This window comes from Nitrospina watsonii, assembly GCF_946900835.1.
Classification (GTDB): Bacteria; Nitrospinota; Nitrospinia; order Nitrospinales; family Nitrospinaceae; genus Nitrospina; species Nitrospina watsonii.
The window spans coordinates 700,453-721,925 of record NZ_OX336137.1 but is presented as its reverse complement, the minus strand read 5'-3'; the positions used below and the strand labels follow the sequence as shown (position 1 = coordinate 721,925).

At 48.0% G+C, this 21,473-nt stretch carries 19 protein-coding genes; 3 read left to right on the top strand and 16 right to left on the bottom strand.

What is annotated here, in order from left to right; genetic code table 11:
• Positions 1-38: 38 nt before the first annotated feature.
• The 13 genes from QML71_RS03225 to QML71_RS03165 all read right to left on the bottom strand — a co-directional run bounded on the left by QML71_RS03225 (position 39) and on the right by QML71_RS03165 (position 13,460).
• Positions 39-1,955: an ATP-dependent helicase gene (locus QML71_RS03225; protein ID WP_282010463.1), complete on the bottom strand. Its 1,917-nt coding sequence runs from the start codon at positions 1,953-1,955 to the stop codon at positions 39-41.
• A complete protein-coding gene (locus QML71_RS03220; RefSeq protein ID WP_282010462.1) occupies positions 1,952-3,661 on the bottom strand; it encodes an ATP-dependent nuclease in 1,710 nt (569 codons plus the stop codon). The genes QML71_RS03225 and QML71_RS03220 overlap by 4 nt, the downstream gene beginning before the upstream one ends.
• Positions 3,661-5,154 carry a class I SAM-dependent DNA methyltransferase gene (locus QML71_RS03215; RefSeq protein ID WP_282010461.1) on the bottom strand — a complete coding sequence of 498 codons (1,494 nt, stop codon included), beginning with the start codon at positions 5,152-5,154 and terminating at the stop codon, positions 3,661-3,663. The genes QML71_RS03220 and QML71_RS03215 overlap by 1 nt, the downstream gene beginning before the upstream one ends.
• Complete coding sequence (locus QML71_RS03210; protein WP_282010460.1) at positions 5,151-5,882, bottom strand: hypothetical protein; 732 nt, start codon at positions 5,880-5,882, stop codon at positions 5,151-5,153. Before QML71_RS03210 ends, QML71_RS03215 begins: the two co-directional genes overlap by 4 nt.
• Positions 5,879-7,348 (bottom strand): restriction endonuclease subunit S, encoded by a 1,470-nt coding sequence (locus QML71_RS03205; RefSeq protein ID WP_282010459.1) that lies wholly within the window; start codon positions 7,346-7,348, stop codon positions 5,879-5,881. Before QML71_RS03205 ends, QML71_RS03210 begins: the two co-directional genes overlap by 4 nt.
• Entirely contained in the window at positions 7,345-10,110 is a 2,766-nt protein-coding gene (locus QML71_RS03200) for a type I restriction endonuclease subunit R (protein WP_282010458.1), read from the bottom strand. The genes QML71_RS03205 and QML71_RS03200 overlap by 4 nt, the downstream gene beginning before the upstream one ends.
• Positions 10,111-10,129: 19 nt before the next feature.
• Positions 10,130-10,384: a HigA family addiction module antitoxin gene (locus QML71_RS03195; RefSeq protein WP_282010457.1), complete on the bottom strand. Its 255-nt coding sequence runs from the start codon at positions 10,382-10,384 to the stop codon at positions 10,130-10,132.
• A 34-nt stretch (positions 10,385-10,418) separates the two neighbouring features.
• On the bottom strand, positions 10,419-10,712 hold the full coding sequence (locus QML71_RS03190) for a HigA family addiction module antitoxin (protein ID WP_282010456.1): 294 nt from the start codon (positions 10,710-10,712) through the stop codon (positions 10,419-10,421).
• A complete protein-coding gene (locus tag QML71_RS03185; protein WP_282010455.1) occupies positions 10,712-10,996 on the bottom strand; it encodes a type II toxin-antitoxin system RelE/ParE family toxin in 285 nt (94 codons plus the stop codon). Before QML71_RS03185 ends, QML71_RS03190 begins: the two co-directional genes overlap by 1 nt.
• A gap of 92 nt (positions 10,997-11,088) precedes the next feature.
• Positions 11,089-11,316 (bottom strand): hypothetical protein, encoded by a 228-nt coding sequence (locus QML71_RS03180; RefSeq protein ID WP_282010454.1) that lies wholly within the window; start codon positions 11,314-11,316, stop codon positions 11,089-11,091.
• A gap of 173 nt (positions 11,317-11,489) precedes the next feature.
• Entirely contained in the window at positions 11,490-12,059 is a 570-nt protein-coding gene (locus QML71_RS03175; RefSeq protein ID WP_282010453.1) for a hypothetical protein, read from the bottom strand.
• Positions 12,060-12,498: 439 nt separating this feature from the next.
• The gene (locus QML71_RS03170; protein ID WP_282010452.1) at positions 12,499-12,795 is read right to left on the bottom strand and encodes a ribbon-helix-helix domain-containing protein; all 297 of its coding nucleotides are present in this window, start codon (positions 12,793-12,795) and stop codon (positions 12,499-12,501) included.
• A gap of 8 nt (positions 12,796-12,803) precedes the next feature.
• A complete protein-coding gene (locus tag QML71_RS03165) occupies positions 12,804-13,460 on the bottom strand; it encodes an AAA family ATPase (RefSeq protein ID WP_282010451.1) in 657 nt (218 codons plus the stop codon).
• Between the two features lie 757 nt (positions 13,461-14,217).
• Between QML71_RS03165 and QML71_RS03160 the strand changes: the two genes are divergently transcribed.
• Genes QML71_RS03160 through QML71_RS03150 form a run of 3 tightly spaced genes read left to right on the top strand, consistent with a single transcriptional unit; the run spans position 14,218 to position 18,478 of the window.
• Positions 14,218-14,691 carry a hypothetical protein gene (locus QML71_RS03160; RefSeq protein WP_282010450.1) on the top strand — a complete coding sequence of 158 codons (474 nt, stop codon included), beginning with the start codon at positions 14,218-14,220 and terminating at the stop codon, positions 14,689-14,691.
• The gene (locus QML71_RS03155; RefSeq protein WP_282010449.1) at positions 14,688-17,804 is read left to right on the top strand and encodes an HsdM family class I SAM-dependent methyltransferase; all 3,117 of its coding nucleotides are present in this window, start codon (positions 14,688-14,690) and stop codon (positions 17,802-17,804) included. Before QML71_RS03160 ends, QML71_RS03155 begins: the two co-directional genes overlap by 4 nt.
• Positions 17,804-18,478 (top strand): hypothetical protein, encoded by a 675-nt coding sequence (locus QML71_RS03150; RefSeq protein ID WP_282010448.1) that lies wholly within the window; start codon positions 17,804-17,806, stop codon positions 18,476-18,478. The genes QML71_RS03155 and QML71_RS03150 overlap by 1 nt, the downstream gene beginning before the upstream one ends.
• 96 nt (positions 18,479-18,574) lie before the next feature.
• Here the strand turns inward: QML71_RS03150 and QML71_RS03145 are convergent, their stop codons facing one another.
• From QML71_RS03145 to QML71_RS03135, 3 genes are all read right to left on the bottom strand, one after another.
• The gene (locus tag QML71_RS03145; protein WP_282010447.1) at positions 18,575-20,044 is read right to left on the bottom strand and encodes a relaxase/mobilization nuclease domain-containing protein; all 1,470 of its coding nucleotides are present in this window, start codon (positions 20,042-20,044) and stop codon (positions 18,575-18,577) included.
• A complete protein-coding gene (locus QML71_RS03140; protein ID WP_282010446.1) occupies positions 20,041-20,412 on the bottom strand; it encodes a plasmid mobilization protein in 372 nt (123 codons plus the stop codon). Before QML71_RS03140 ends, QML71_RS03145 begins: the two co-directional genes overlap by 4 nt.
• A gap of 391 nt (positions 20,413-20,803) precedes the next feature.
• Positions 20,804-21,439, bottom strand: a complete 636-nt coding sequence (locus tag QML71_RS03135; protein WP_282010445.1) for a helix-turn-helix transcriptional regulator — start codon at positions 21,437-21,439, stop codon at positions 20,804-20,806.
• Positions 21,440-21,473 lie beyond the last annotated feature (34 nt).

The window sequence follows — 21,473 nt, the reverse complement described above, 5'->3', positions numbered from 1 at the left end:
TTTCTTATAATTATTATAATACTTAAGTGAAATTGCTTTTAAACTAATCCCATTTCTTTTAAAAACCTTGATGGTTCCTTTGTATAACCAAAAACTCTGCTGGAATATGAAATAGATAGGCTTTCCTGGGTCCGCGTAATTGCAACAAAACAATTCCGCCTTTCTTCCTGCATCTCATGGCTATCATCGCCCTTTTTTATTGCAGCCCAACTAGGAAGTTGATCTTCGACTAAGCCCACCAAATAAACATGATCAAACTCCATCCCTTTAGATGCGTGAATAGTAAAACAAGGGACAGCATGCTTAGGAGGTTTGGGAGCCTTGGACCTCAGGTCTAGCTCTTGAAGTAAAAGGTGGAGAGTGATTTGATCACGCCCATACTGAGCTACAATTTCCATTATCAATTGATCCCAAGTTTCCTTTTCTTCCTTATATTCCGAAAAAAACTCTTCGTTTTGGGGATGACTTTCCGGAAGGTTGTCGATCCATTGAAAAGCGTCTTCTAAGAATTTCCAAAAATCAAGTCTATCGGAAATCTTTGGGATTGATTGCTCAAGGAATAATCTAGTTTCGCTGGAAATTTCACTTCGCTGCAAAGCGGCTCTTTGCCACGCGCGCAAGTAATCCCCATCTTCGGTTGCTGCTTGGGACATGATATCATTTACATCAAGATTAATTCCTTCGAGAGTATAAAAGGACTTGCAAATACGACGCAATTGTTCTCTGTCTTGCCGGGAATTGGCCAATCGTAGAACCCCATGAAGCCAAAACATAGGAGCTCCCACAAACTCATCCTTGCGCATTGCTAAATAACTTGGGACGCCGTTCTTTTCAAAAACGCTAATTATAGATTCAAGTAATCGTCGAGTGCGGGCTAGGACAACACATTTATTCAAACTCTTTTCATGTCTTTTTAAAATATCCTTAGCCACCCATGAAGCCTCCTCCTCCCACTCATCAAAAAAGTGAACATGGATGGGAGATTCTTTACTAATAGATTTATTTGCCTGAAGTAATTCTTTGTCTGCTGATCGATTAAGGTTATGAGATATAAGCTTATTGGCAATATCGATTACTTCTGGGGGGCATCTATAATTTTCTGGCAACTGAAGAACCTTCATTTCAAAATCTTTTTGAAGTTCCTTCAATCGTTCAGGGTTTGCGCCATTCCATTGGTAAATAATTTGGTCGTCGTCAGCAACGACAAATAGGTTTTTTGTAACCGGACTTACTAAATGTGTGAGAATTTTATATTGGGACAGATTGGTATCTTGAAATTCATCCACGCAAATATAAGGATAAATGCGGTGAACCTGTTTTTTAATAGACGGCTTCTGTTCCAAAAGAAATAAAGCCTCTGAAATTAAGCCTCCGAAATCTAAAGAATTTTTTTCAATCATTAATTGGCGATATAGAGAATAAAATGACGAAATAATTGGTGCTTCCCTAATGTTTTGGCTTTGCAAAAAGGTTTCCGCTTTATCAATCGAAATGCTGTAATCAAGCAATCTTGTTATGACAGGAATAAGCCGCTCTCCAGTATAAAAAACTTCATTATTTTTCTCCCCAGCCTTAAAAATGGCTTCATCGAGGAGGGCTTGCCGGTCGGCCTGCTGTGAAAGAATGGAAAAGTCTGGCCTTAGTCCTTGATGATGGCCATGTTGCCGTAATAAGTCTGCGCAAAATGAGTGAAAAGTGGTAAGTAGTGTTCGCTCACCAGCATTTGGAACTAACGCATCGATCCTTTCCCTCATCTCAGCAGCAGCCTTATTTGTAAAGGTTAACCCTAAAATTCTAAAATGCTTATCTGGGCTTTCTTCAATCATTCGAGAAATGCGATATGTCAAAACACGCGTTTTTCCTGAACCTGGCCCGGCAAGCACCAAAAGAGGCCCTTCTTGCCATTGCACGGCATTTAACTGATTTTCATTAAGGGACGACAAATCCACCATCATGTTGTCTCCAAAGCCAAATCTAGAGCGGTATTGATTATCTTATTTATCTGCTCAGGCACACCTTCAGACCCCCTTTTTTCTATCTCTTGAATCACTGATAGCATAGTTTTTGGTTTTGACTTGTTGGGTTGGGCATTAATGACTTGCTTCCAATACTCTAAACTCCCTTTTGAAGCTGTAATACTTCCCTTTTTTTGCTCTGAAATATTTTTTTCAAATATGTGTCCGTAGCCTTCCATGCAAAGATGAACTTCAATATCCCCATGAGACAATTTGTGAATATGGCGACCTTCGGTTTTATTCCCTAATTGTTTTTTGCCTGATTGATAATATTGTTCGCCAGAGGGATCATTATCAACAACTATCAACCATTCAATTCCAAGCTGTTCTGCTAGCTTAATAAAAAGCTCTACTCCTATCTTGGTAAACTCAATACAACAAACGCCCTCCGAAACCAAATCCTTCCCTAAAATTCGCGAGCACTCATTGAATACAAGGTAATCTGTTTCTCCCTCTACTAAAACCCAACAACGAGAGAATAAAAGGTTTCCGCGCGTTTCACGAATATGGTAATTGAGCCTGTTAATTTCATTTTGGTTAAAAGAATTGTCTTTAATTCGATAAATTGCAATCAAGCCGTCCTTTCGTCGTAATCGTCGTAGAGAAGTCAATGGAATCCCCGATACCAAATCCCCCGAGTGTGTCGAAATAAGCTTTTGCCCCTTAAAACTATTAAGCATTCCCGCAACGGAACGAATTGCGGATGGATGAAGGTGTGCCTCTGGCTCTTCCAATGCTAAAATTGGCACTGCATGATCTCCATATCCCTCTTTTAATCGGCTTTGTAAAAAAGCATCAAATAAACATATTACTGCCAAACTTTGAGTCCCTTCGCCATGTCGGCCAATTGGCAATCGTGCGCCCGCTTTTGAAGTAAGCATTACTTGTGTGCGGGAAAGCATATCAAATACCTTGCCAGGAATTGCTTCTATGCCAACGGGATCATCCGGGTCCAGTGGAACCAAATCTCCAGCCTTTTTTAGCCGCTCTCTTACCGAATCAAACGATTCATGAGCATCCAATACTCGTTGATTTAATTCAGACAAGCTTTGTTCTAATTCTTCTCTTAGTTGGGCATCAATCTTTAATGAACGAACAAAAGGCCCCCAGAATTGAGATTTAGGACGAAATTCCTGGGCAACATCGCGTAAGGCGGCCAAATAAAACATTGGCGATAGCTGTTGCAATTGGATTATTAAGCGAGGGTTTTTAGCTTTAGGAAGAGGATTGCCTTTGAGATCAAGAAAATCCCAGGTAGTATCAAAATCTTTAATTGTCTCATCATAACGACTTTTGACATCCAAAATTATGCTTTGCAAACCATTGTCATCTATTTGAATAGCGTCAGCCAAAATTTGTGCTACTTCATCCGGCCATTCACTTTCTGATTGCTCTGTAAAAGTTAGGACTATTTCAATGGGCTCGCAATCCGAAGGTTGGCTATTCTTGTTTGGCAAGTGATAATCATACTCTCCAAATATGCCGCCCTTTCGAGTTAATGATCGTGCTAAGCAAATTTGAAGCGCATCAAGAATTGAAGATTTTCCAGTATTATTTTCACCAATAAAAACCGTGGTATCATCGAGTTCCACCGTAAGGTTTTTGATTCCGCGAAAATTTTCAATTGCAATTTTCTGCAAAAACATTACTCCCCCTCTTCTAAAGCGCCTGCGATTTCGCGGAAGCTGTTGAGGCCTGCCTCAAGGTTTTCGATAATTTCCTGGGCCAGTATGTCGGGTTCTGGAAGGTTATCGAGGTCGGTCAGGCTCTTGTCCTTTAACCAGAAAATATCCAGGCTGGTTTTGTCACGGGCAATTATTTCTTCATAGGTGTATTTGCGCCACCGGCCCTCAGGATTCTTCTCCGCATCCCATGTTTCTTTCCGTTTATGGCGGTTCTTTGAGTTGAAACAGGCTATAAAGTCCTGCAAATTCTCAAACCGCATCGGTTTCTTTTTCAGGGTATGGTGGACGTTGGTCCGGTAGTCGTAGTACCAAACTTCTTTCGTCCAAGGGTTTGGGCTGGCCTCGCGGTTGTCAAAGAAAATGACATTGGCTTTTACGCCATTTGCGTAAAAGATGCCTGTAGGAAGCCGCAAAATGGTGTGCAGGTCGGTATTCTCCAGTAATTTTTTCCGAATCGTCTCCCCGGCTCCGCCTTCAAAAAGGACGTTGTCCGGCACCACCACGGCGGCCCTGCCGGTGGTTTTCAGCATGGTGCGGATATGCTGGACAAAATTAAGCTGTTTGTTGGAAGTCGTTGCCCAGAAATCCTGCCGGTTGTAAGTTAAATCGTCCTTTTCCTGCTCTCCCTCTTCGTTGGTAAAGCTCATGCTGCTCTTTTTACCGAAGGGCGGATTGGTCAAGACGTAATCAAACCGGTTTCCGGCATCCGCTACCAGGGCATCATTGGAAGAAATGGGGGTTCCTCCGTCAATCTCTCCAATGTTGTGCAAAAACATATTCATCAGGCAAAGACGGCGGGTATTGGCCACGATCTCATTGCCGGAAAACGTCTCATGCTTTAAAAACGCTTTCTGCTTTTTGTCCAGCTTGTAATTTTCCGGATTGGTGATGAAGTCATAGGCCGCCAAGAAGAATCCGCCGGTGCCGCAAGCGGGATCGGCAATGGATTTCCCCGCTTCGGGCCGCATGCACTCCACCATGGCGCGGATCAAGGCGCGCGGCGTGAAATATTGACCGGCCCCGGATTTGGTATCCTCCGCGTTCTTTTCAAGGAGTCCTTCATAAATATCGCCTTTGACGTCCGCGCCCATGGTTACCCATTCGGTGTCATTCACCATGTCGATCAGGCGGTAGAGCTTGGCCGGGTCCTGAATTTTGTTCTGGGATTTGGTGAATATCTGGCCCAGCATTCCCTTTTTGGTTCCCAGTTCCTGCAAAAGGGTTATGTAATGACCTTCTAATTCCGCCCCGCGCTTGGATTTCAGGCTTTGCCAGTTGTATTTTTTGGGTATGCCAACATCCCGGTTATAAGGAGGTTTGGAATACTCATCCGCCATCTTCAGAAAAATAAGGTAGGTCAACTGCTCCAGGTAATCGCCATAGCTCACTCCATCATCCTTGAGGACGGTACAAAAACTCCAAACCTTCGATACGATGGATGCAGTTGCGTTCATCTTGAATTCTCGCTTTCTTGTTTCTGTTCTGGGAACAACTCTTTTTGAACGATATTCTCTATATCCTTTATCAAGGGTGCTATTTTATCTTTTTCAGTATCCAAGGCCTTAATTGCAAAATCAGCTTTACTATCTCTTAAATCGTAGCTCATTTTTTGGGAAACCCATGCACTCCAAATATAATCGTCTGCTTCCTGAAACTTTTCTTTAATATGCGGCCTTAGAAAAATTTTGTTGGTGTCAAAATAAAGGTTAAATTCCAAAAATGCTTTGTGCGCATCATTCAATGACCGGATATCCAATATTCTCGAATAAGCTGTATTAAGGCCTTCTCTATTGCCCGTTAGGTATTCTTTTTCATCGTTAGATAAATCACCACTTTCCAAAAACCTATTAAATTCCTCTCTACTCATCCTTTCTAAATCCGGCGATTTTCTGAAAGAAAAAATCGCGCCTTTAAGAGATCGATGTGCCATAACAAGCTTTTTCCAGGATTCGGATAGAGACTCGTGTTCCTTTTCGTGCCACTTAATTTTTCGCTTGAGTAAAATATCAAACTCATGAAGTTTTTGGGCTTTGAAAAGTTCCAGGTCTTTTAAAAACTTGCTTTCGATCCAATTCTGTCCCCATATCTTCAGAAACAATAAAAGCAGTCCTGCGCCACCAGCCGCTGACAAAAGCCAAGATGCGAATTTACCTAGCAGGGCATATAGCTCTTGTTCGCTCATGCCGCATTCCTTTTTTTCTTGATTCCGTTTTTTTCAGCCTTGATGCATTCGAGTAGAACAGAGGTGGGTTCATCGTTCGGGTCTTGAGCAGCTAGTTTTCCTGAAAAGGCCTGCCTTAGAATTGACTGGCGAAGGGCTTCTGCTTTTTGAAGTTGCTCTACAATATCGTTCTCTGTTCGGTCTAATTCGGTAATCCGCTCATCTAATCTTTCTACAATTTGCTTCTGCTCGTCTAATGAGCAGTAAGGGAATGGATAATTTATAAGTTTTTCACCATTTATATTTGATTGATTAACTCCATCCGTTTTAACTCGGTTACCATATTGCTTGGCAACATGTGAATTGAGAAAAAAATTCAAGTATTGGCTATCAACAATGGTTTCAATATGATTCAGCCTTATAAGATATCCTGCAAAAATAGCAGGATTCTCATTCCTATAAATTGCCGCCTTACCAACTAACTCTGGACTATTGGTCCGGTTAAATAAAACATCTCCTTTATTAAGAGAATACTTTTCGATCTCTTCCTTGTCAGAGGTATATACAAGATCTCCCCAATCCAGTTTTGCTTTCTGGATATTTCCCATCCGCAAAACTGGAATATCACCTTCTTTTGATGACTTCGCAGACGTGCCATACTCCACGCCGCTCGTAACCCAACCTAATCTTTCCCAAGTCCATCCATCGGGTAACTCAGGTAGCCAGCTAAAGTCCTCATCTTTAAAATCTCGAGGGCTTTTTACTCGCTTTTTGCTCAGCTTTTTAATATGGTCTTCACGCTCTGTTTTGATATCCTCTAACAGAACATCAACGGTTTTGAGTTTATCTTTGTTTTCCTCTCGCCATTGGGCGGTAAGTTTGCCTTCGAAGGCGTGTTTGAGGACGGCTTGGCGGTAAGCTTTCAATTGCTCCCACGCGGTTTTGAGGTTTTCAATACCCTTATCCAGTTCAGAAAACAACTCCTCAATTTTGGCAACAATGCGCTTTTGCTCATTTGTAGGTGGTAAATTAATTCTTTTTCCTCTGACTTGTTCATCCTTTACGGCAGGATAACTAACCCCATATTGCTCGCCTGAAAGCGCATTGACAAAATCTATATATATACAGTTATAAAACAGATAAAGAGGGGCAATTCCTTTGGCTGGGCGCAACACAGAAAAGCCAGTCGATGCAATTTGCCCATTATATTTTTCTGGTACTGCTGCTATGTTCCGAAGGTAAGGCCTTACCGTTGAAAAAAGAACATCCCCTTCCTGTACAATTTGTCTGGCCCTTGATGGGGCTTCGCCAATGCAATATTGTTTTGTCTCTCCAATTTTGTTTCTTAAATTGTCAATTCCAGAAATATCAATATACTCAATCTGTTGGTCAGGGTTTTCCTTTTGATTAATTTTAGCGACAGGGAGCGTAATTTCTTCAATTTGACATTTGCTCCAAGTTTCTGGAATTTGGATTTCTTCCCTCATATCGCCAACGCCTTATTAAGTTCCTCAATCAGGCTATCCATTTTGTCCCCGAATAGCTGGTACATTTTGCCCATGCCGCCTTTGGAGTCGAACGGGGTCCTGTCCAAGTCTTCCCTCTCCACATGAAAGGAGCTGATAACATGGTCGCGGATCATGCGCAACCAGGCCATTTGATCTTCATTGAATTTTTCCCCGCCGCCACTGTGCCGGTTCATGATCCAGTTTTGGAAGTTCCGCCGAACCGTATCGGCATAGGGGGATACCTTGGAATCGATGCCGCAGGCTCTCCGGATCAAAGCCACCAGGGCCGTAAGCTCGTTGATCGGTTGGTCCCCCTGATATTCATCCAACTGGGCGTAGGCCTGCCATACGCGCAAGGGGGCCAGTTTGGGTTTGTCGTTTTTTAATTTCTCCATCACCTGGCGGATCATGTCGTAAGTCACTTCCTGCCGCCTGTGGGGTTGGAGGTAGAATATGGTCAGGGCTTCGATCTTGTCGCGGTTGGCCTCCAGGTACTCCTGAAAGTCCTGGACCATTGCTTTGGCGTTTTCTACCGCATCGCCTGCCCACTCCGCCGTTAATACCGTGTCTAGGGTTTCATGGTCGATGGTTTGTTCCTTGTCGCGCCGGATGGTGTCGATCAGTTCAATCAACTCTCCGTTGAAGACCCTGGCCGCTTCGCCCACTAGCTGTTCCTGGGCTTTGGTGCGGTTTTGTTCTCCGGGGTCGGAGCCTTCAGGCAGTTCAGCGATTTCACAGGCCTTGCTCTCAACCCGGTCCGGATCAATGGCTGAAAGTAGGCGGTTGATGATATCCGATAGTTCCAGACCACCCGCTTTTTCCTTAATGCGCGTCTGATCTTTATCATCTAACTGCTTATTGAGGCGGGCCAGACGGCCGGCCAGGGAACTGATCGTATCCTCGTCCCGCGCGCCCATCATCACGCCCATGGCCAAATCTCTGAGCGGAACAGTGGGTTTGGTAATCAACGGCTGGCTTGCGGTTTTCAGGGATTGGGTCACGCCGATGGCATCGACAATCACATAGTGGGTTTTGCCACTGACGGCGGAAGGCGTCACTTTCCGCAAGTCGTCATGATCGAGGGTGCGGGTTCCCCGTCCCTTCATCTGCTCGAAGTAATTCCTGCTTTTGACGTCCCGCATGAAAAGCAGGCATTCCAACGGGCGGACATCCGTTCCGGTGGCGATCATGTCCACGGTGACCGCAATGCGCGGATTATAGTCGTTGCGAAACTGGGCCAGAACGGATTTGGGGTCTTCTTTGTTTTTATAAGTGATCTTTTTGCAAAAGTTATTGCCTTCTCCAAACTCCTCGCGGACGATTTGAATGATATCGTCCGCATGACTGTCCGTCTTGGCAAAGATGAGGGTTTTTGGGGCTTCCTCGCGCCCTGGAAAAATTGCGGGCAGTCTATCTCGAAAGGTGCGAATGACGGTGCGGATTTGGTCGGGGTTGATAATTTCCCGATCCAGTTGTTTGGCGGAATAGACCTCATCTTCATCCTGCCGCTCCCATCGTTTTTTGCGGGTCATGCGCTCCCGCTTCTGGACCTGCTGGTCGGCTTTAAGTTGCCCGCCTTGCTGTGTTACCTGGGTTTCAATGATATAGATTTCATTGCCCACGTTGACGCCGTCGGCCACGGCTTTTTCGTGATCGTATTCGCTCACCACGTTTTTCCTGAAAAACCCGTAGGTACGATTGTCAGGTGTGGCGGTGAGCCCGATCAGATAGGCGTCGAAATATTCCAGAACCTGACGCCAGAGGTTGTAAATGGAGCGGTGACATTCATCAATGATGATGAAGTCAAAAAACTCGATGGGGATTTTTTCATTATAGACTACGGGTAGAGGCTCCTTGGGTTGGGCCAGTTCCGCCGGGTTGACCTCCTCGGCGGCCTCTTCAAGGGGCTGGTCCTTCAGAAGGGAGTACATGCGCTGAATGGTGCTGATACAAACCTGGCTATCCTTGGCGACGAATGATGATTTGAGCCGTTGGACGTTATAAAGCTCTATGAATTTTCGATTTTCATCATTGGGAACATAAGACATGAACTCTTGCTCCGCCTGTTCCCCAAGGTTTTTGGTATCAACCAGAAAAAGAACGCGCTTGGCATCGGCATGTTTTAATAAACGGTAAACTGCCGTGATGGCCGTATAAGTCTTCCCTGCCCCGGTCGCCATTTGAATGAGGGCGCGGGGCCGGTTATCTTTGAAAGACTGCTCCAGATTGTCGATAGCCGTTATCTGGCAATCACGCAAGCCTTCATGGATTAAAGGCGGGAGAGATTGCAACCGGCTCCTGAGTGAACTCTTTTGAGAAGTCCACTCATGAAGAGTTTCCGGACGGTGAAAGGTGAACACTTCCCGCGAACGGGGTTTGGGATCGCGGCCATCGGTGAATCGGGTGATTTGGCCGGTGCTTTGATAAATAAACGGAAGAGGTTCTTGATTATTGACCCATTTCAATTTTGCGGAAGCGTAATCCTCGGATTGCTCCTCCACCGTGGTGATATTCTGAGCCAATTCCTCTTTCTTGGCCTCAATCACCCCAACGGCTTTCCTGTCCACAAACAGCACATAGTCGGCGGGACCCACGTCTGTATCATATTCCCGAACAGCAACGCCAAGCCCTGCATTGAAATCGATCTTCTTTTTGTGCTGAACCTTCCAGCCCGCCTCTTCAAGCATTTTGTCGATTCTGTCGCGGGCTAACTGTTCAGGATTTTGGTTTAACGTGTTCATGTATCCATGCGCTTTGGATTTAGGATAGAGACTGGCCCACGGCCAAATCGTATTTCTGCTGAAGATTCATCCAGACTTCCGGACCGGTGCCGAAAAACTTGCCAAGAGACAAAGCCGTATCAGCAGTAATGTTTCGCTTCCCCTCCAGAATTTGATATATCCGGTTATGGGGTACGTTCAACCGCCGCGCCAACTCCAGGGCATTAATGCCGATTTCATCCAGCTCCCCGGCAAGAATCTCTCCGGGGTGTATGGGGTCTTTCCAATTCGTCATCGCTCCCCCTTTCGTTTATTAGGCGACCTGTTACCTAATTTGGATGAAACCGGACCACGTCAATGTTCTTCCCGGATTGCCGCATGCGGGCGGTATCGTAGAGTGCCTGCATCCGCAAGAGAAAATCCATTTTTACATCAAACGCCTTTTCCAGCCTGAACGCCATTTCGGGGGTCAAACTGGTTTTTCCGTTAACCAAATCAGATAAAGTCGCCCGCCGTATGTCCAGAATTTCAGCCGCATGGCTGATGGACAATTCAAGCGGCTCCAGCACCTGCCGCCGGACAAATTCCCCTGGGTGTGAGGGTATCATTCCTATATTCTTCATCAGTGGTAATCCTCCAAATTCAATTCCTGAATCGTGTCATCTTCCAGTACAAAGGTGATCCGCCAGTTGCCGGTCACGGAAATACTCCATTGGCCTTTGCGGTCGCCCTTAAGCCTATGAAGACGCCATCCCGGAAAAACCGGCAAATCATTCGGGCTTTCCGCCACCACGAGAGCGGTGATAATATCCCGGACTTTTTCCACTTTGGCGGATGGAAGGCCGCTAGGATCGTTTTTCTCGATGAACCGCTTTAATCCTCGATGGCGGACTTTTTTTATCTTCATACCTAAGTGTACGCTTTAAACGTACATCTGTAAAGCATAGATTTTGGACACCCTTTTTGCCTTTCCCTCAAGGGAAAGCTGGGCTGGGGCTTTTACCGGTCCTTTTTAATGACGGTTAATTTGGCGGGGTTTTCGGCGAGTTCGGGTTTAATCTCGATCTCTTTGATGGGCTTGGTGTGGCCGCCCCAAAGGTGGATTTCCTCTCCCTTCTGGTCCACCGGCGTCAAATAGATATTGCATCGGGCGATTTTCCTCACCCCCAATTCTTCAAGCTGGGCTACGGCGATTTGAAACCGCTCCGAGAATTGCTCCAGATTCATGATGCCTGGTATTTTGATCTTCATGGTTAGACATTGGCACGGGACGTTGAGCCTGACAAGATGGACAGTGGACTTTTCCTCTATTTAAAGCATTTAAGGACAGCCTTGGCCCCATGGCTTCCTTGCCAAGCAGAATACGGCGAATGGATTTCCATAACTCTAAGATTGGGAGACTAAACGGGAGCCGTTGGCGGCATTTCAAACCCTGCGGACTGCGCTAATCCCTCAAGCCTTTTCCATAGAACGGCATCGTCTCCCTTATTTAATATTATTTTCTTGTTAGTGTCGGCCTTTTGAGTCCAGTCCTGATTTCTGCGGGTTTTGATTTTCTTCGTATTGGTAGATTTACGGATGGCTAGGGTGTTGATCCATATTTTAATGCCGGTGATGTAGCCCAGCCGGTTTTTTGTGCAGGAATAAAGCAAATACCCCTCCTCCATGGCGTCCTGAAGATAGCGGTATATCTGCCGAACGCCGCGTCCAAGATGCTTTGCAAGTATTCCTTTGGTCGTTTCGATGACCGGCTTGTCCCCTCGCCCGGTCCAACCGGCCAGCAGAGCCAACATTCGGACCGTTCCCGGCATGATCCGCGCATCTTTAAGAAAACTTTGTTTTAAAGGCAGGACAAATGTTCCGTTATCGAAAGGACGCGCCAAAGATTTTCTCTGCGGTTGGCCAGATATATAGGTAGGTGGCGCAATCGCGGATTGATTGCGCAACACTGACGATAGCGAATAAAACATAACATTCTCTCCTTTAGATAATCGGAGAAAACCCGCCTGAAAAAAGACAATAAAATTTTGTTGCAAGAATCGCTTGCAATGATTTCAAAAATGAAGGAAACTCGTTTTTAGGAATTATTTTTTGTTGTGGAACAAGTTTCCTTTTAATTTCGGCCAGGCCCTGCCTGGCTTTCTTTTTTTGAGCGGGTTTCCCTCCTTTGGTTTAAGTTAGTCAGAATGCCGGAACGGCATTGAGTCTGGAATCGACTCATAGAAAAGTTTGACCGAAAGAATTTGGACTGGCAACCCTCCCCTTAAAAGCTATAAATGAAGCGGCTTCTCAACGAAGCGTGCCTGATAAAGGTTTTTCCATGGCCTCCGGAAGGTAGAATCGTTTGACGGGATTCCCAAAACTGGAAATCCCGCCATATACTCGCAGTCAAATTTGAAAATACCCGCTTTAGTTTCTAGGGGCGGTCTCAGGGACTTTGTATTTGGCAAACACATCATTGAGGGCTTCGGCCAGAATATCCTGGATGGTTTTTCCTGTTTTGGCCTGGATCAGCCGCAGGGATGATTTAACCTCCGGATCAAAATAACCGGTCACGTTCACTTTTCCTGTCTTGGCTACCTTGGAGCGCGTGGGTTTTGTTTGGGTAACCACTGCGTCCTCAGCCTCCACCATAATGGCCGCCTCTTCATTGGCCAGACCGTTTGCAGATTTAAGCAGGGCGTCCTGTAGATTCTTTCTTTCCATTGTTGACCTCATATTGCTGTCTTGATTTTATCCTCTGAAACTTGCGTGTCCAACATATGGGACACCATCCGGTAGAGCTCTCGAATTTCACTGGCAGCTTTGCCGTCGGGATCGTATTCCAGGGCGGTCAGACCCGCATTGGGAGCGTCCCCAAACGCGGCCCTTTGAACGAAATACTTCGACGCCACCGGCAAACCCATGTTTTGGATTACCTGGACGGACTCTTCGTGCCGCCGCCCCTGGGGTGGAACGGCGTTCAAAACCACAAGAGCGGGCGTGTCCCCTGCCAGATTGATAATTTCTTTGGTGGCGGGGATGGTCTCCAAATCATAAATCTGGGGTCGGCAGGGAACGAGAATCAGGTCCGCCGCGCGGGCCGCCGCTAGGGAAGCGGATTCGGATTTCGGCGGGGTGTCAATTATCAGCATGTCCACTCCGTTTTTGCGGGCGGTGTCGATCACGCTTTGGAGGCGGCTGGCTTGTGCTGAAATGGCAACCGGAGCCCCCTCCTCCCGCCGATCCGCCCAATTGGTTGCGGACGCCTGGGGATCGAGGTCGATGATGGCCACTGTCCGGCCTGCTTGATGCGCGGCCACGGCCAAAGACAGGGACAAGGTGGTTTTCCCCGTCCCGCCTTTTTGAGCTATGAGCGATATGATTTGCATGTAATATTCCCATCTTTGGTAGGCGTTGAAACTGAAGACTTGAAGGCGTGAAGTTCTGAAGTCTTGGAGGAAGGAAGTTTGAAAGAATTTTAAAACTTCAACTCTTTCACACTTTTCAACTTTAGAAGTTTATTTCTTCGGGATCAAGGTCTTTTTATTTTTTAAAACCTTAAGCTTGAAGGATTGAAGAATTAAAACTTTTCAAAAGCCAATTTCTTTAAAACCCGCAATTTAAAAAACTGAAGACCTGAAATCACGAAGTTGTGAAATCCTTGAAATTTTCGATTCCAAAGCCCTGAAGAATTGAAATCCCGAAACCTTCAAGGATTAAAGATTTAAAGGGCTATGCAGGGGGGCGGTCTATTTTTCATAATTGCTTTGCCCGCAATCCAGTTGTTATAACGCTTCATAGCAAGTGATAACTGCTATGCGGAGCGATTCTCCGATCGATTCCTTGGAGTGGAAGGCCATCCTTAAGATGCGCGGTGTACTACACCGCATATCTTGGTAAGGGGACCCGCTACGCGTCCCCGTTGCATCCCTCCGGCCGTGGCTCTTTCAGAGCATTAAGCCCATTCCAGGGCCATTAGACCGTATCGCCGCTAATTGCTCGCGACCATTTCATGGAGACCAACCGTCCGCCGGTTGGATGGCCGATACGCGAGCCGAAACGCGGATGAAGATCAAATAACGAACCTTTGGCTTGACCCATGGCGCACACTGATTCATAGTGGGGTTAACAACATATAAGCGAGGTGTGAACAACGTGTATTATACGCCGGGTCAGCTTCGGGACACCGTGGGCCTCTCCAAAGAGGCTTTTCGCCACTGGAAACGTGTTGTTCCGGCCTTTGCCAACGGTAGAGGGCATGCGCCGAGCTTTTCATCGGGTGATGTTCTGGCCTCGGCCGTCCTGAGGCGACTTACGGATACGGTTGGCGTGCGCATCGGACACCTTTCCGAAGTTGTGCCTACAATTTTTGAGGTTTGCAATGTCTCATCTTGGGAGGCCTTGCAGAACAAAAGCTTAGTTATCGACCTAGAAAAGCGCACTTGTGTTGCCGCAACCGATTCCGCACTTCCGGTCGGGGAGCTTGTGGTCGTATGTGCGCTCGCCCCATTGATAAAAACGCTTGAGTTCGATCTACTCAATTCTTCTGCCCAAAGCCATACTAAAGCGCTTCCTCCCATCTCTGGCAGCAAGCGGGTTCGTGAAGGGGGCAGACGATGACCACCGTTCAATCGCGGCCACTGGATGAAATATGGAAGACACGCCTCGATCTGGCAAGTCGAAGAGAACCTGAGCTGTATGAGAGCATCGACGTTGTTCGAAATAGTTCCCATGCAAGCGCAATAAGAGCGACGCTGAAGGACCTAGGTGCATCAGCGGTCTTCTGTGTCCAAGGCGTTCCAACCATCGTCATTCTTAGCGTTGATGAGTACGAACGAGACACGATCATCAATCTGCATGCGGCGCTCTGGAATCAGGGGCTGGCCAGCCTGTTACTGGTTATGGCCGATGACACCGTCCGTGCTTTTTCTCTTTCGCGCACGCCCTATTACAACCCTGGAGATGAATTTGAGCGCCGTTGCCTTGTTGAAACGCTGCATGCGACGGCTGACGCGCTCGCTCTTAAGAACATCATATACGGAGCCGAATCTGGACGATTCTGGGAAGAGTACGCCGAATTCTTCAAGCCAAAGGAGCGCGTCGATCAGGTCCTATTGGAAAATCTGACCAGGTCTCACGAACTGCTTTACGATGCAAACCTTTCCTCCGATGCCGCCCAAGCATTGCTCATCCAGACCATGTTCATTGCCTACCTTGAGGACAGGCAAATCATCGGTGAGGATTACTTTAAAGCGGCATCAGATAATCGAAACGAGTGTTTTTCCTCTCTCCTGCAATCCGGCAAGGTCCAAGCGCTCAATGAGCTCTTTGCGTCGTTGCGAGAAGACTTTAACGGTGATCTTTTTGTTGCGCCTTGTTCATTCGAGTCTAGTGCAAAGCCACCACGCTTGAACCGCGACCACCTTAATATTCTGGCACGCTTTCGTGTCGGACAAGAGGAAATGGGTGCCGGGCAACTCCGTTTTTGGGGCTACAATTTCAAACATATTCCGATTGAATTGATCAGCGCAGTCTATGATCGTTTTCTGGGGGAGCGGGAGGCAGAACGCCGCAATCATGGCGCGTACTACACGCCCATGTTCCTTGCAGATACAGTCGTGTCGCAGGTGTGGGATGTATTGCCTTCAACTACTAAAGGCAAAGGTGATTTTCTCGACCCTGCGTGTGGGTCCGGCGTATTTCTTGTCCGTTCATTTCAGCGCCTTTGTGAGCATTGGCGTGAAAAACACAACTCGCAGACCATCCGCTGGGATAGCCTGAAAAATATCCTGCTACGGCTTCACGGCTGGGATTTAAATGGCAGCGCCGTACGTGTCGCCGTTTTCTCCCTCTATATCGCCCTGCTTGAACAGGTCAGCCCGCCGGATATTCGCTCGCTTATCAGGCGAGGTAAAGTCCTGCCTGAGCTTTGGGGTCGTACGCTCAAATGTCAGGATTTCTTCACCGTTGATCCTGGTGTGTCGCTGGTTGATGTTGTGATTGGTAATCCGCCTTGGATGAGCCGCCGGGGTCCGAGCCGGCCCTCAACGAAGTGGTGTGCATTACGCAATCTTCCGATGCCGGGCAAAGAGGATGCGTGGGCTTTTACGTGGAAATCTATCCACCACCTGCGCTCGGACGGTATAATTGCATTCCTACTTCCTGCGATGGGCTTTTTGCACAATCACGCCGATAAATCCGTTGAAGCGCGCAACACGCTGATTTCTACAACGCGTATAAAGCGCATAGTAAACTTCGCTGATTTAAGGTTTCAGCTTTTTGAAGGAGCTGTCAGGCCTGCCGCGCTCGTCATTTTCAGCAAGGCGGATGCTGAGCACCTTGCATACAGGTTTGAATATTGGGCTCCCAAGGCCGATCTAAATTTAAAGGTGAAGCGCCTGATTACGTTGAGCCGCGCAGATAAAAGCTTCATCACGTCGAAAGTTGCTACAAATGACCCATTGATTTTCAAGCGGCGGCTCTGGATGAACGAGCCGGAAGGAAAATTATTTAACTACCTTTCTGGCTTTTCAAGGCTCGGCAAACTGGTTTCGATATATAAAGATATTGCCCGACGCGGGGACATCAACGATCAGTGGGTGATTGGAGACGGCTTTAAGCAGGCGGTGCCTAAACGAATTTCAGACCCATCATACGACAAGACACGAAGCGATCATGTAGGTCTACTGCCCCATATAACGATTGAACAACTACCCCCCTTGGCGTTGAATGCAGGCGACCTCGAATCAGCATCAAAGTGGCACACGAGAATGGTGCACCGCAAGGGCATTCAAGAAGCTTATCTCGGCACGAGAATTCTCATTCCTCGTGGAGTGCAGATCCGCAAAGGCAGGTTGCGCGCTTGCTTTAGCAAGGAAGATTTCACCTTTTCCAGCATCATTCAGGGGCTAACGGTTCCTGCTGGCCAGGAGCAAAAGGGGAAGTTGCTAACGGCCTTGCTTAACAGTCGCACAATTTTCTGGTTTGCATTTCATGGTACTGCATCTCTTGGCTCAGATCGCCCAGAAATTCAGAAATCTGAACTGATGCACGTACCTTTCCCGACACCAGAAGAAATGCCCGAGCCAAAGCGCGCGCGGAAAGCGGAAAAGGCGTTAGTTAAGATCATCGAGAGGGTGGCGTCGAAGACCGCACCTTTCACGCTCGAAGGCGAACCAGACTCGGTTTTCACGACTATAGACGAGCTGTCGTATGAATATTTTTGCTTATCAAATGAAGAAATCGCGCTGATCGAAGACTCTGTTCGTTACATTTTACCAGCGGTGCAGCCACATCAAGGCAGCTTTTCGGAAATTTGGAAAACACCAACCACCGACGAAAGAGGTGTGTATGCTCAGACACTCGTGCGAGCGCTTGGCAATTGGTTCGGCAACGATCAAGTCGTCAATGTTTGCCTCGAAGCGCATAATAACGATCTTGCAATTCTCCGACTGACTCTCTGCCCCAAAAATAAGGAAACACCCTACACGGAGCGCGGCGAACCTGCGGTGCGCGACTTACTCGCCCGGCTTTTCTCCCACATTCACCAGCCATTACCCGGCAATTTCCAACTCATGCCGGACTTTCGGATTTTTCAGGGGAATGCCCTCTACCTTGTTAAGCCTATGCAACGACGCTTTTGGTTGCGATCTTCGGCCCTTGCCGATGCACACAATGTTGTTCTTGATCTGCAAGATTATGCAGGTTCAGCCAAAAAACAGGATATCGCTTAATGGTGGTTGGCGATCCGGATTATTGGGTAAGGCGTTTTACATCTATTGATAAACGGCTTCTCGTCCGCATAATCGCGCTTTGGCCGAAATGTTTAGAAGTGCTGCCTGCGAGCCCCGAAGAAGATAAGATCACCATTAATCTCAGGAGCCTTCTGACGCGGGATCCTGAAGCTAGGCGCATCTTCTATTACCTTGAATACCAATTTGAGCCGCAGGGGTTCACGCCCGACGGGCTGGCGTTCAGCAAAGGCAAAATCGATCTAGCCGTCTTGCTCGATCAAGGCTGTACCCGGTATCTTGCTTATGAATGTAAGCGCCTGAACGTTCATCATAAAGGTGCACGGCAATCACTTGCGACGCTCTACGTCAATGAAGGGGTCGAACGGTTCATCACCGAGCAATATGCGGAAGGTCTGCCGGTCGGCTGTATGCTCGGTTACGTGCTTGACGGCGATATCGATTTTGCTCGCAGCAGTGTGTACACGGCTATCAATACGAACAAGAACGCAATTGGGTTGATAGGCGGGCCGGTTAGCGTACCGTCGATTGCCGACATAGAACGCTTCACGACGGAGCATACGCGCCCCACAACGGCAAGCGTATTTCACATCCATCACTCCTTTCTGCCTTTTCCGAAACGGAAGTCTAACAACAAGAAAAAACAATCGAATTGAAGATATGGCACCTTACACCCAGAAGCCCCCTCTAAAAGGCATTTTAGGTGATCTCTGAAGTGGCGCAACAACTTTCTCCCAAAAGCCCTTTACCAGTTATTTCGGCCCTGGGCCGGAATCGCGGCCACGGTCGCGGGTGCGTTCCCGGCCTTCGCGGTCCTTGCCTTTTGCCACATCTTTCCATTTCTCTTTAAGAGGAGGGGGCTTTTCCTCACCTCCGTCGGACTTATCCCATTGTTCTTTTAACCGGGGTGTTTTTCCATCACCGGTACCGGTGGCTTCCTTCCATGAATCGGTGAGGGATTTTCCGTCCTTGGGTTTGTCCTTTTTCTGCCAGGCTTCCGCAAGTCTGCTCTGCCCCTTGGTCATCTGGAATCCCAACTCATAACGGAATCGGTTTTTCTCCTGCTTCTGTTTTTCATGCAAGGCTTTGAATCTCTCCTGAAGTTTCCGGCGTTCGGCCATCTGCCGGTCAATCAGGTGTTGTTTTTCCTGTTTATCGCGAAATAAAGCCTGCTGAGCCTCCTGTTTATTCTGACGTGAAATTCTGCCCCGGCGGCCCGTGATCCTATCCCAGAGGCCCATAATGCCCTTACGGAGGCGGTTGGCCCGGATCAATTCCTCCCTCTGCCATCTTTCATTATGCAATTCCTTCATCTCTTTGCGCTCTCTCCGGTGCCGGTCGCGCATGTCCCGGAGGTCTTCCAGCAAAGGCTGGCGCTCTTTTTCCTGCTTCCGGTGCAATTCCGTTAATTTTTTCTTAAACGCCTGGGTCTGCCGGGCCGCAATTTCCTTGCGGACCTCTTCCACACTGGGCAGGTTCTCCGGAGTGCCCAGCCGGGCCTTCACGTCCTTGGCCTTAAATCCCGAATAGCGGGTGAGGGACATGACTTCACCCGTATGGTGCAATACCACAAACCCACGCTTGTCGCCCCGGGCGAGAAACAGGCCCTGCGCCTGAAGGGTATTCTGGAACGTTTTCAATCCATCGGAGTTTTGCAAGGCCTGCCGGATGATCTGTTTCAGGTCGCGCGGGTCTTCCTTCAGACGCTTGGCCTGTTGCCAGGCCTGAAGGTCAAAGCTGAACGGATCGCGGTCCTTGCGGTTTTTCAAGCCGTCGGGCATTTCCAGGCCCAGCTTCAGGTACAAGTCACGGCTGACGTCCTGAAGCCTCCGCTTGAAATGGCTCATGGGGATGGCCTTCATTTGGTCCGTGTCGATGCGGGACCAAATGACATGCGCATGGCGGCGGCCCTGCTTTTCATGAAACACCACCGCGCGGGGCTGGTGTTCCAGCCCCATCTTCCGCTCGACGGCGGCGAAGGCCCCCTCGAACTGGTCGATAGTGATGTCGGCGTGAGGAGGGGGGTTGAAGGTGACGGCAAAAAAGGGCTGTCTTGCCTGGGTGCCTTTGGACACCGCTTCGATTTCCAGGAAAGCAGACCGCAGGCTCTCGGCGGCCAGTCCACGGATTTCGTGGACGTCAACATGGTCATTCTCCTTCTGATTGAGAAGGTGATTGGCCAGGTTGCGGGCTCCTCCGCGCTGAGAGCCTTTCAGGATCATGGTCCCGGTCGAGGCCTCTTTTGTGTTTTGGTGCCGAGGGCTTGCATCAGGGCGTGACGCATCCATTGGATGTCTTCGCATGCCTGATGAAGCGACGCGCTTTCCGGCCATGATCCCGCATTGGCAACTTTTGCAAGCTGGTTGATGTTACTGCCAATGCGGCCCATCGCGCCGAGGAGTTTTGCAAGCTCCTTGCGATCCACCGGCGGGCGGCGCGATTGAGGTGGAGGAGGGGTGTCCATGACGGCGGACCGGAAATAACCCGCCAGGGTCAAACGGGAATCATCGGCCCGTTTGTTCAATTCGGCGGCCTCCGCTTCCGTCAAGCGGATGGTCACCCGATATTGACGTTTCCGTGTCTCGCTCATTCTCCTCCTCCACCGGAGCGTATCCAGAGACGCTGACTCTGGTCTGGGTTCTTAGGGGCGAAGCGCCCTGATAGCACCCGACCCGGGTGCTCAGCCTGGGGGATCCAACGGGGGGCGGCAAGCACTCCCCTTGGCAAGTTGGCGCGGAAAAGTCTGCAACCTTTCGTTAAGAAATGGCAGACCGCGCACAACTTGCAGTTATCGTAACGCGAAATTTTTATGATTGTCTTAACGTTTTTCGGAGGGAACCCGACTGTATCACGCCGGATCATCGGTGTCCACTTTTGAGTCACTAAAAATGCACGGCGGCGTTTTGTATTTTGCATTACAAAATGAAATCGGAAATCAATCTCTTCCTTATTATTGCGCCTCGATGATACCAGACATTTTTTTAGTCCGGGCTTTCCGTCGGGGACGGGAGCAATTCCTGAACGAAATAAGCAATCAACTCCCTGCCGTTTTTAACTCCCGCCTTCTCGTAAATCACGGTGGTTTGATTCTTCACCGTTTTCAATGAGGTTTTCCGGACTTCAGCAATTTGCTCCTGAGGCATGCCGGTCACCAGCAAACTGCCCACCTCCTTCTCCGCTTTCGTGAAACCCAATTTAGAAAATTCCTCATCGAAAACGGTCTTGAACGCATGATGCCACTTTTCAGGATCAAACCCCTCCCGGTCGTATTTTTTAAGGTCCTCAATGCGGAAAAAACGAACCTTGGTAGTACCAAGAATCTCGTACAGGCGTTCCGGATCGAGCCCGGTATCATACGCCCGGTAAAGCCTCTGGAACATTTTGCGGATTATTAAACGTTCATCATAGTCCTTCCGCATTTTTTCAAGGTAAATCCAGATAAGCATGGCCCCCAGCCAAAGCAGGACCAGACCATAAGCTTCTGAAGACTCTGCAAACTGAAATTCCCCTCCTTTTAAAACATCTCCCCAAAAGGCCGCCGCACCGGCCACTCCCAGAATCAGGAGAAGCACGCCCGCAGTCTTGAACCCAAAACGAAAAGCAGGTTTTTCCAACAAGGAATGAATAAATTCCCGGAATTTCATGAAGAAA

Excerpts from the sequence above, each read along its gene's own strand:
- QML71_RS03225 (WP_282010463.1), bottom strand. The coding sequence starts at position 1,955 with ATGATGGTGGATTTGTCGTCCCTTAATGAAAATCAGTTAAATGCCGTG.
- QML71_RS03220 (WP_282010462.1), bottom strand. The coding sequence starts at position 3,661 with ATGTTTTTGCAGAAAATTGCAATTGAAAATTTTCGCGGAATCAAAAAC.
- QML71_RS03200 (WP_282010458.1), bottom strand. The coding sequence starts at position 10,110 with ATGAACACGTTAAACCAAAATCCTGAACAGTTAGCCCGCGACAGAATC.
- QML71_RS03210 (WP_282010460.1), bottom strand. The coding sequence starts at position 5,882 with ATGAGCGAACAAGAGCTATATGCCCTGCTAGGTAAATTCGCATCTTGG.
- QML71_RS03140 (WP_282010446.1), bottom strand. The coding sequence starts at position 20,412 with ATGAGCGAGACACGGAAACGTCAATATCGGGTGACCATCCGCTTGACG.
- QML71_RS03175 (WP_282010453.1), bottom strand. The coding sequence starts at position 12,059 with ATGTTTTATTCGCTATCGTCAGTGTTGCGCAATCAATCCGCGATTGCG.
- QML71_RS03150 (WP_282010448.1), top strand. The coding sequence starts at position 17,804 with ATGGTGGTTGGCGATCCGGATTATTGGGTAAGGCGTTTTACATCTATT.
- QML71_RS03215 (WP_282010461.1), bottom strand. The coding sequence starts at position 5,154 with ATGAACGCAACTGCATCCATCGTATCGAAGGTTTGGAGTTTTTGTACC.
- QML71_RS03185 (WP_282010455.1), bottom strand. The coding sequence starts at position 10,996 with ATGAAGATAAAAAAAGTCCGCCATCGAGGATTAAAGCGGTTCATCGAG.
- QML71_RS03180 (WP_282010454.1), bottom strand. The coding sequence starts at position 11,316 with ATGAATCTGGAGCAATTCTCGGAGCGGTTTCAAATCGCCGTAGCCCAG.
- QML71_RS03195 (WP_282010457.1), bottom strand. The coding sequence starts at position 10,384 with ATGACGAATTGGAAAGACCCCATACACCCCGGAGAGATTCTTGCCGGG.
- QML71_RS03165 (WP_282010451.1), bottom strand. The coding sequence starts at position 13,460 with ATGCAAATCATATCGCTCATAGCTCAAAAAGGCGGGACGGGGAAAACC.
- QML71_RS03145 (WP_282010447.1), bottom strand. The coding sequence starts at position 20,044 with ATGATCCTGAAAGGCTCTCAGCGCGGAGGAGCCCGCAACCTGGCCAAT.
- QML71_RS03205 (WP_282010459.1), bottom strand. The coding sequence starts at position 7,348 with ATGAGGGAAGAAATCCAAATTCCAGAAACTTGGAGCAAATGTCAAATT.
- QML71_RS03170 (WP_282010452.1), bottom strand. The coding sequence starts at position 12,795 with ATGGAAAGAAAGAATCTACAGGACGCCCTGCTTAAATCTGCAAACGGT.
- QML71_RS03155 (WP_282010449.1), top strand. The coding sequence starts at position 14,688 with ATGACCACCGTTCAATCGCGGCCACTGGATGAAATATGGAAGACACGC.
- QML71_RS03190 (WP_282010456.1), bottom strand. The coding sequence starts at position 10,712 with ATGAAGAATATAGGAATGATACCCTCACACCCAGGGGAATTTGTCCGG.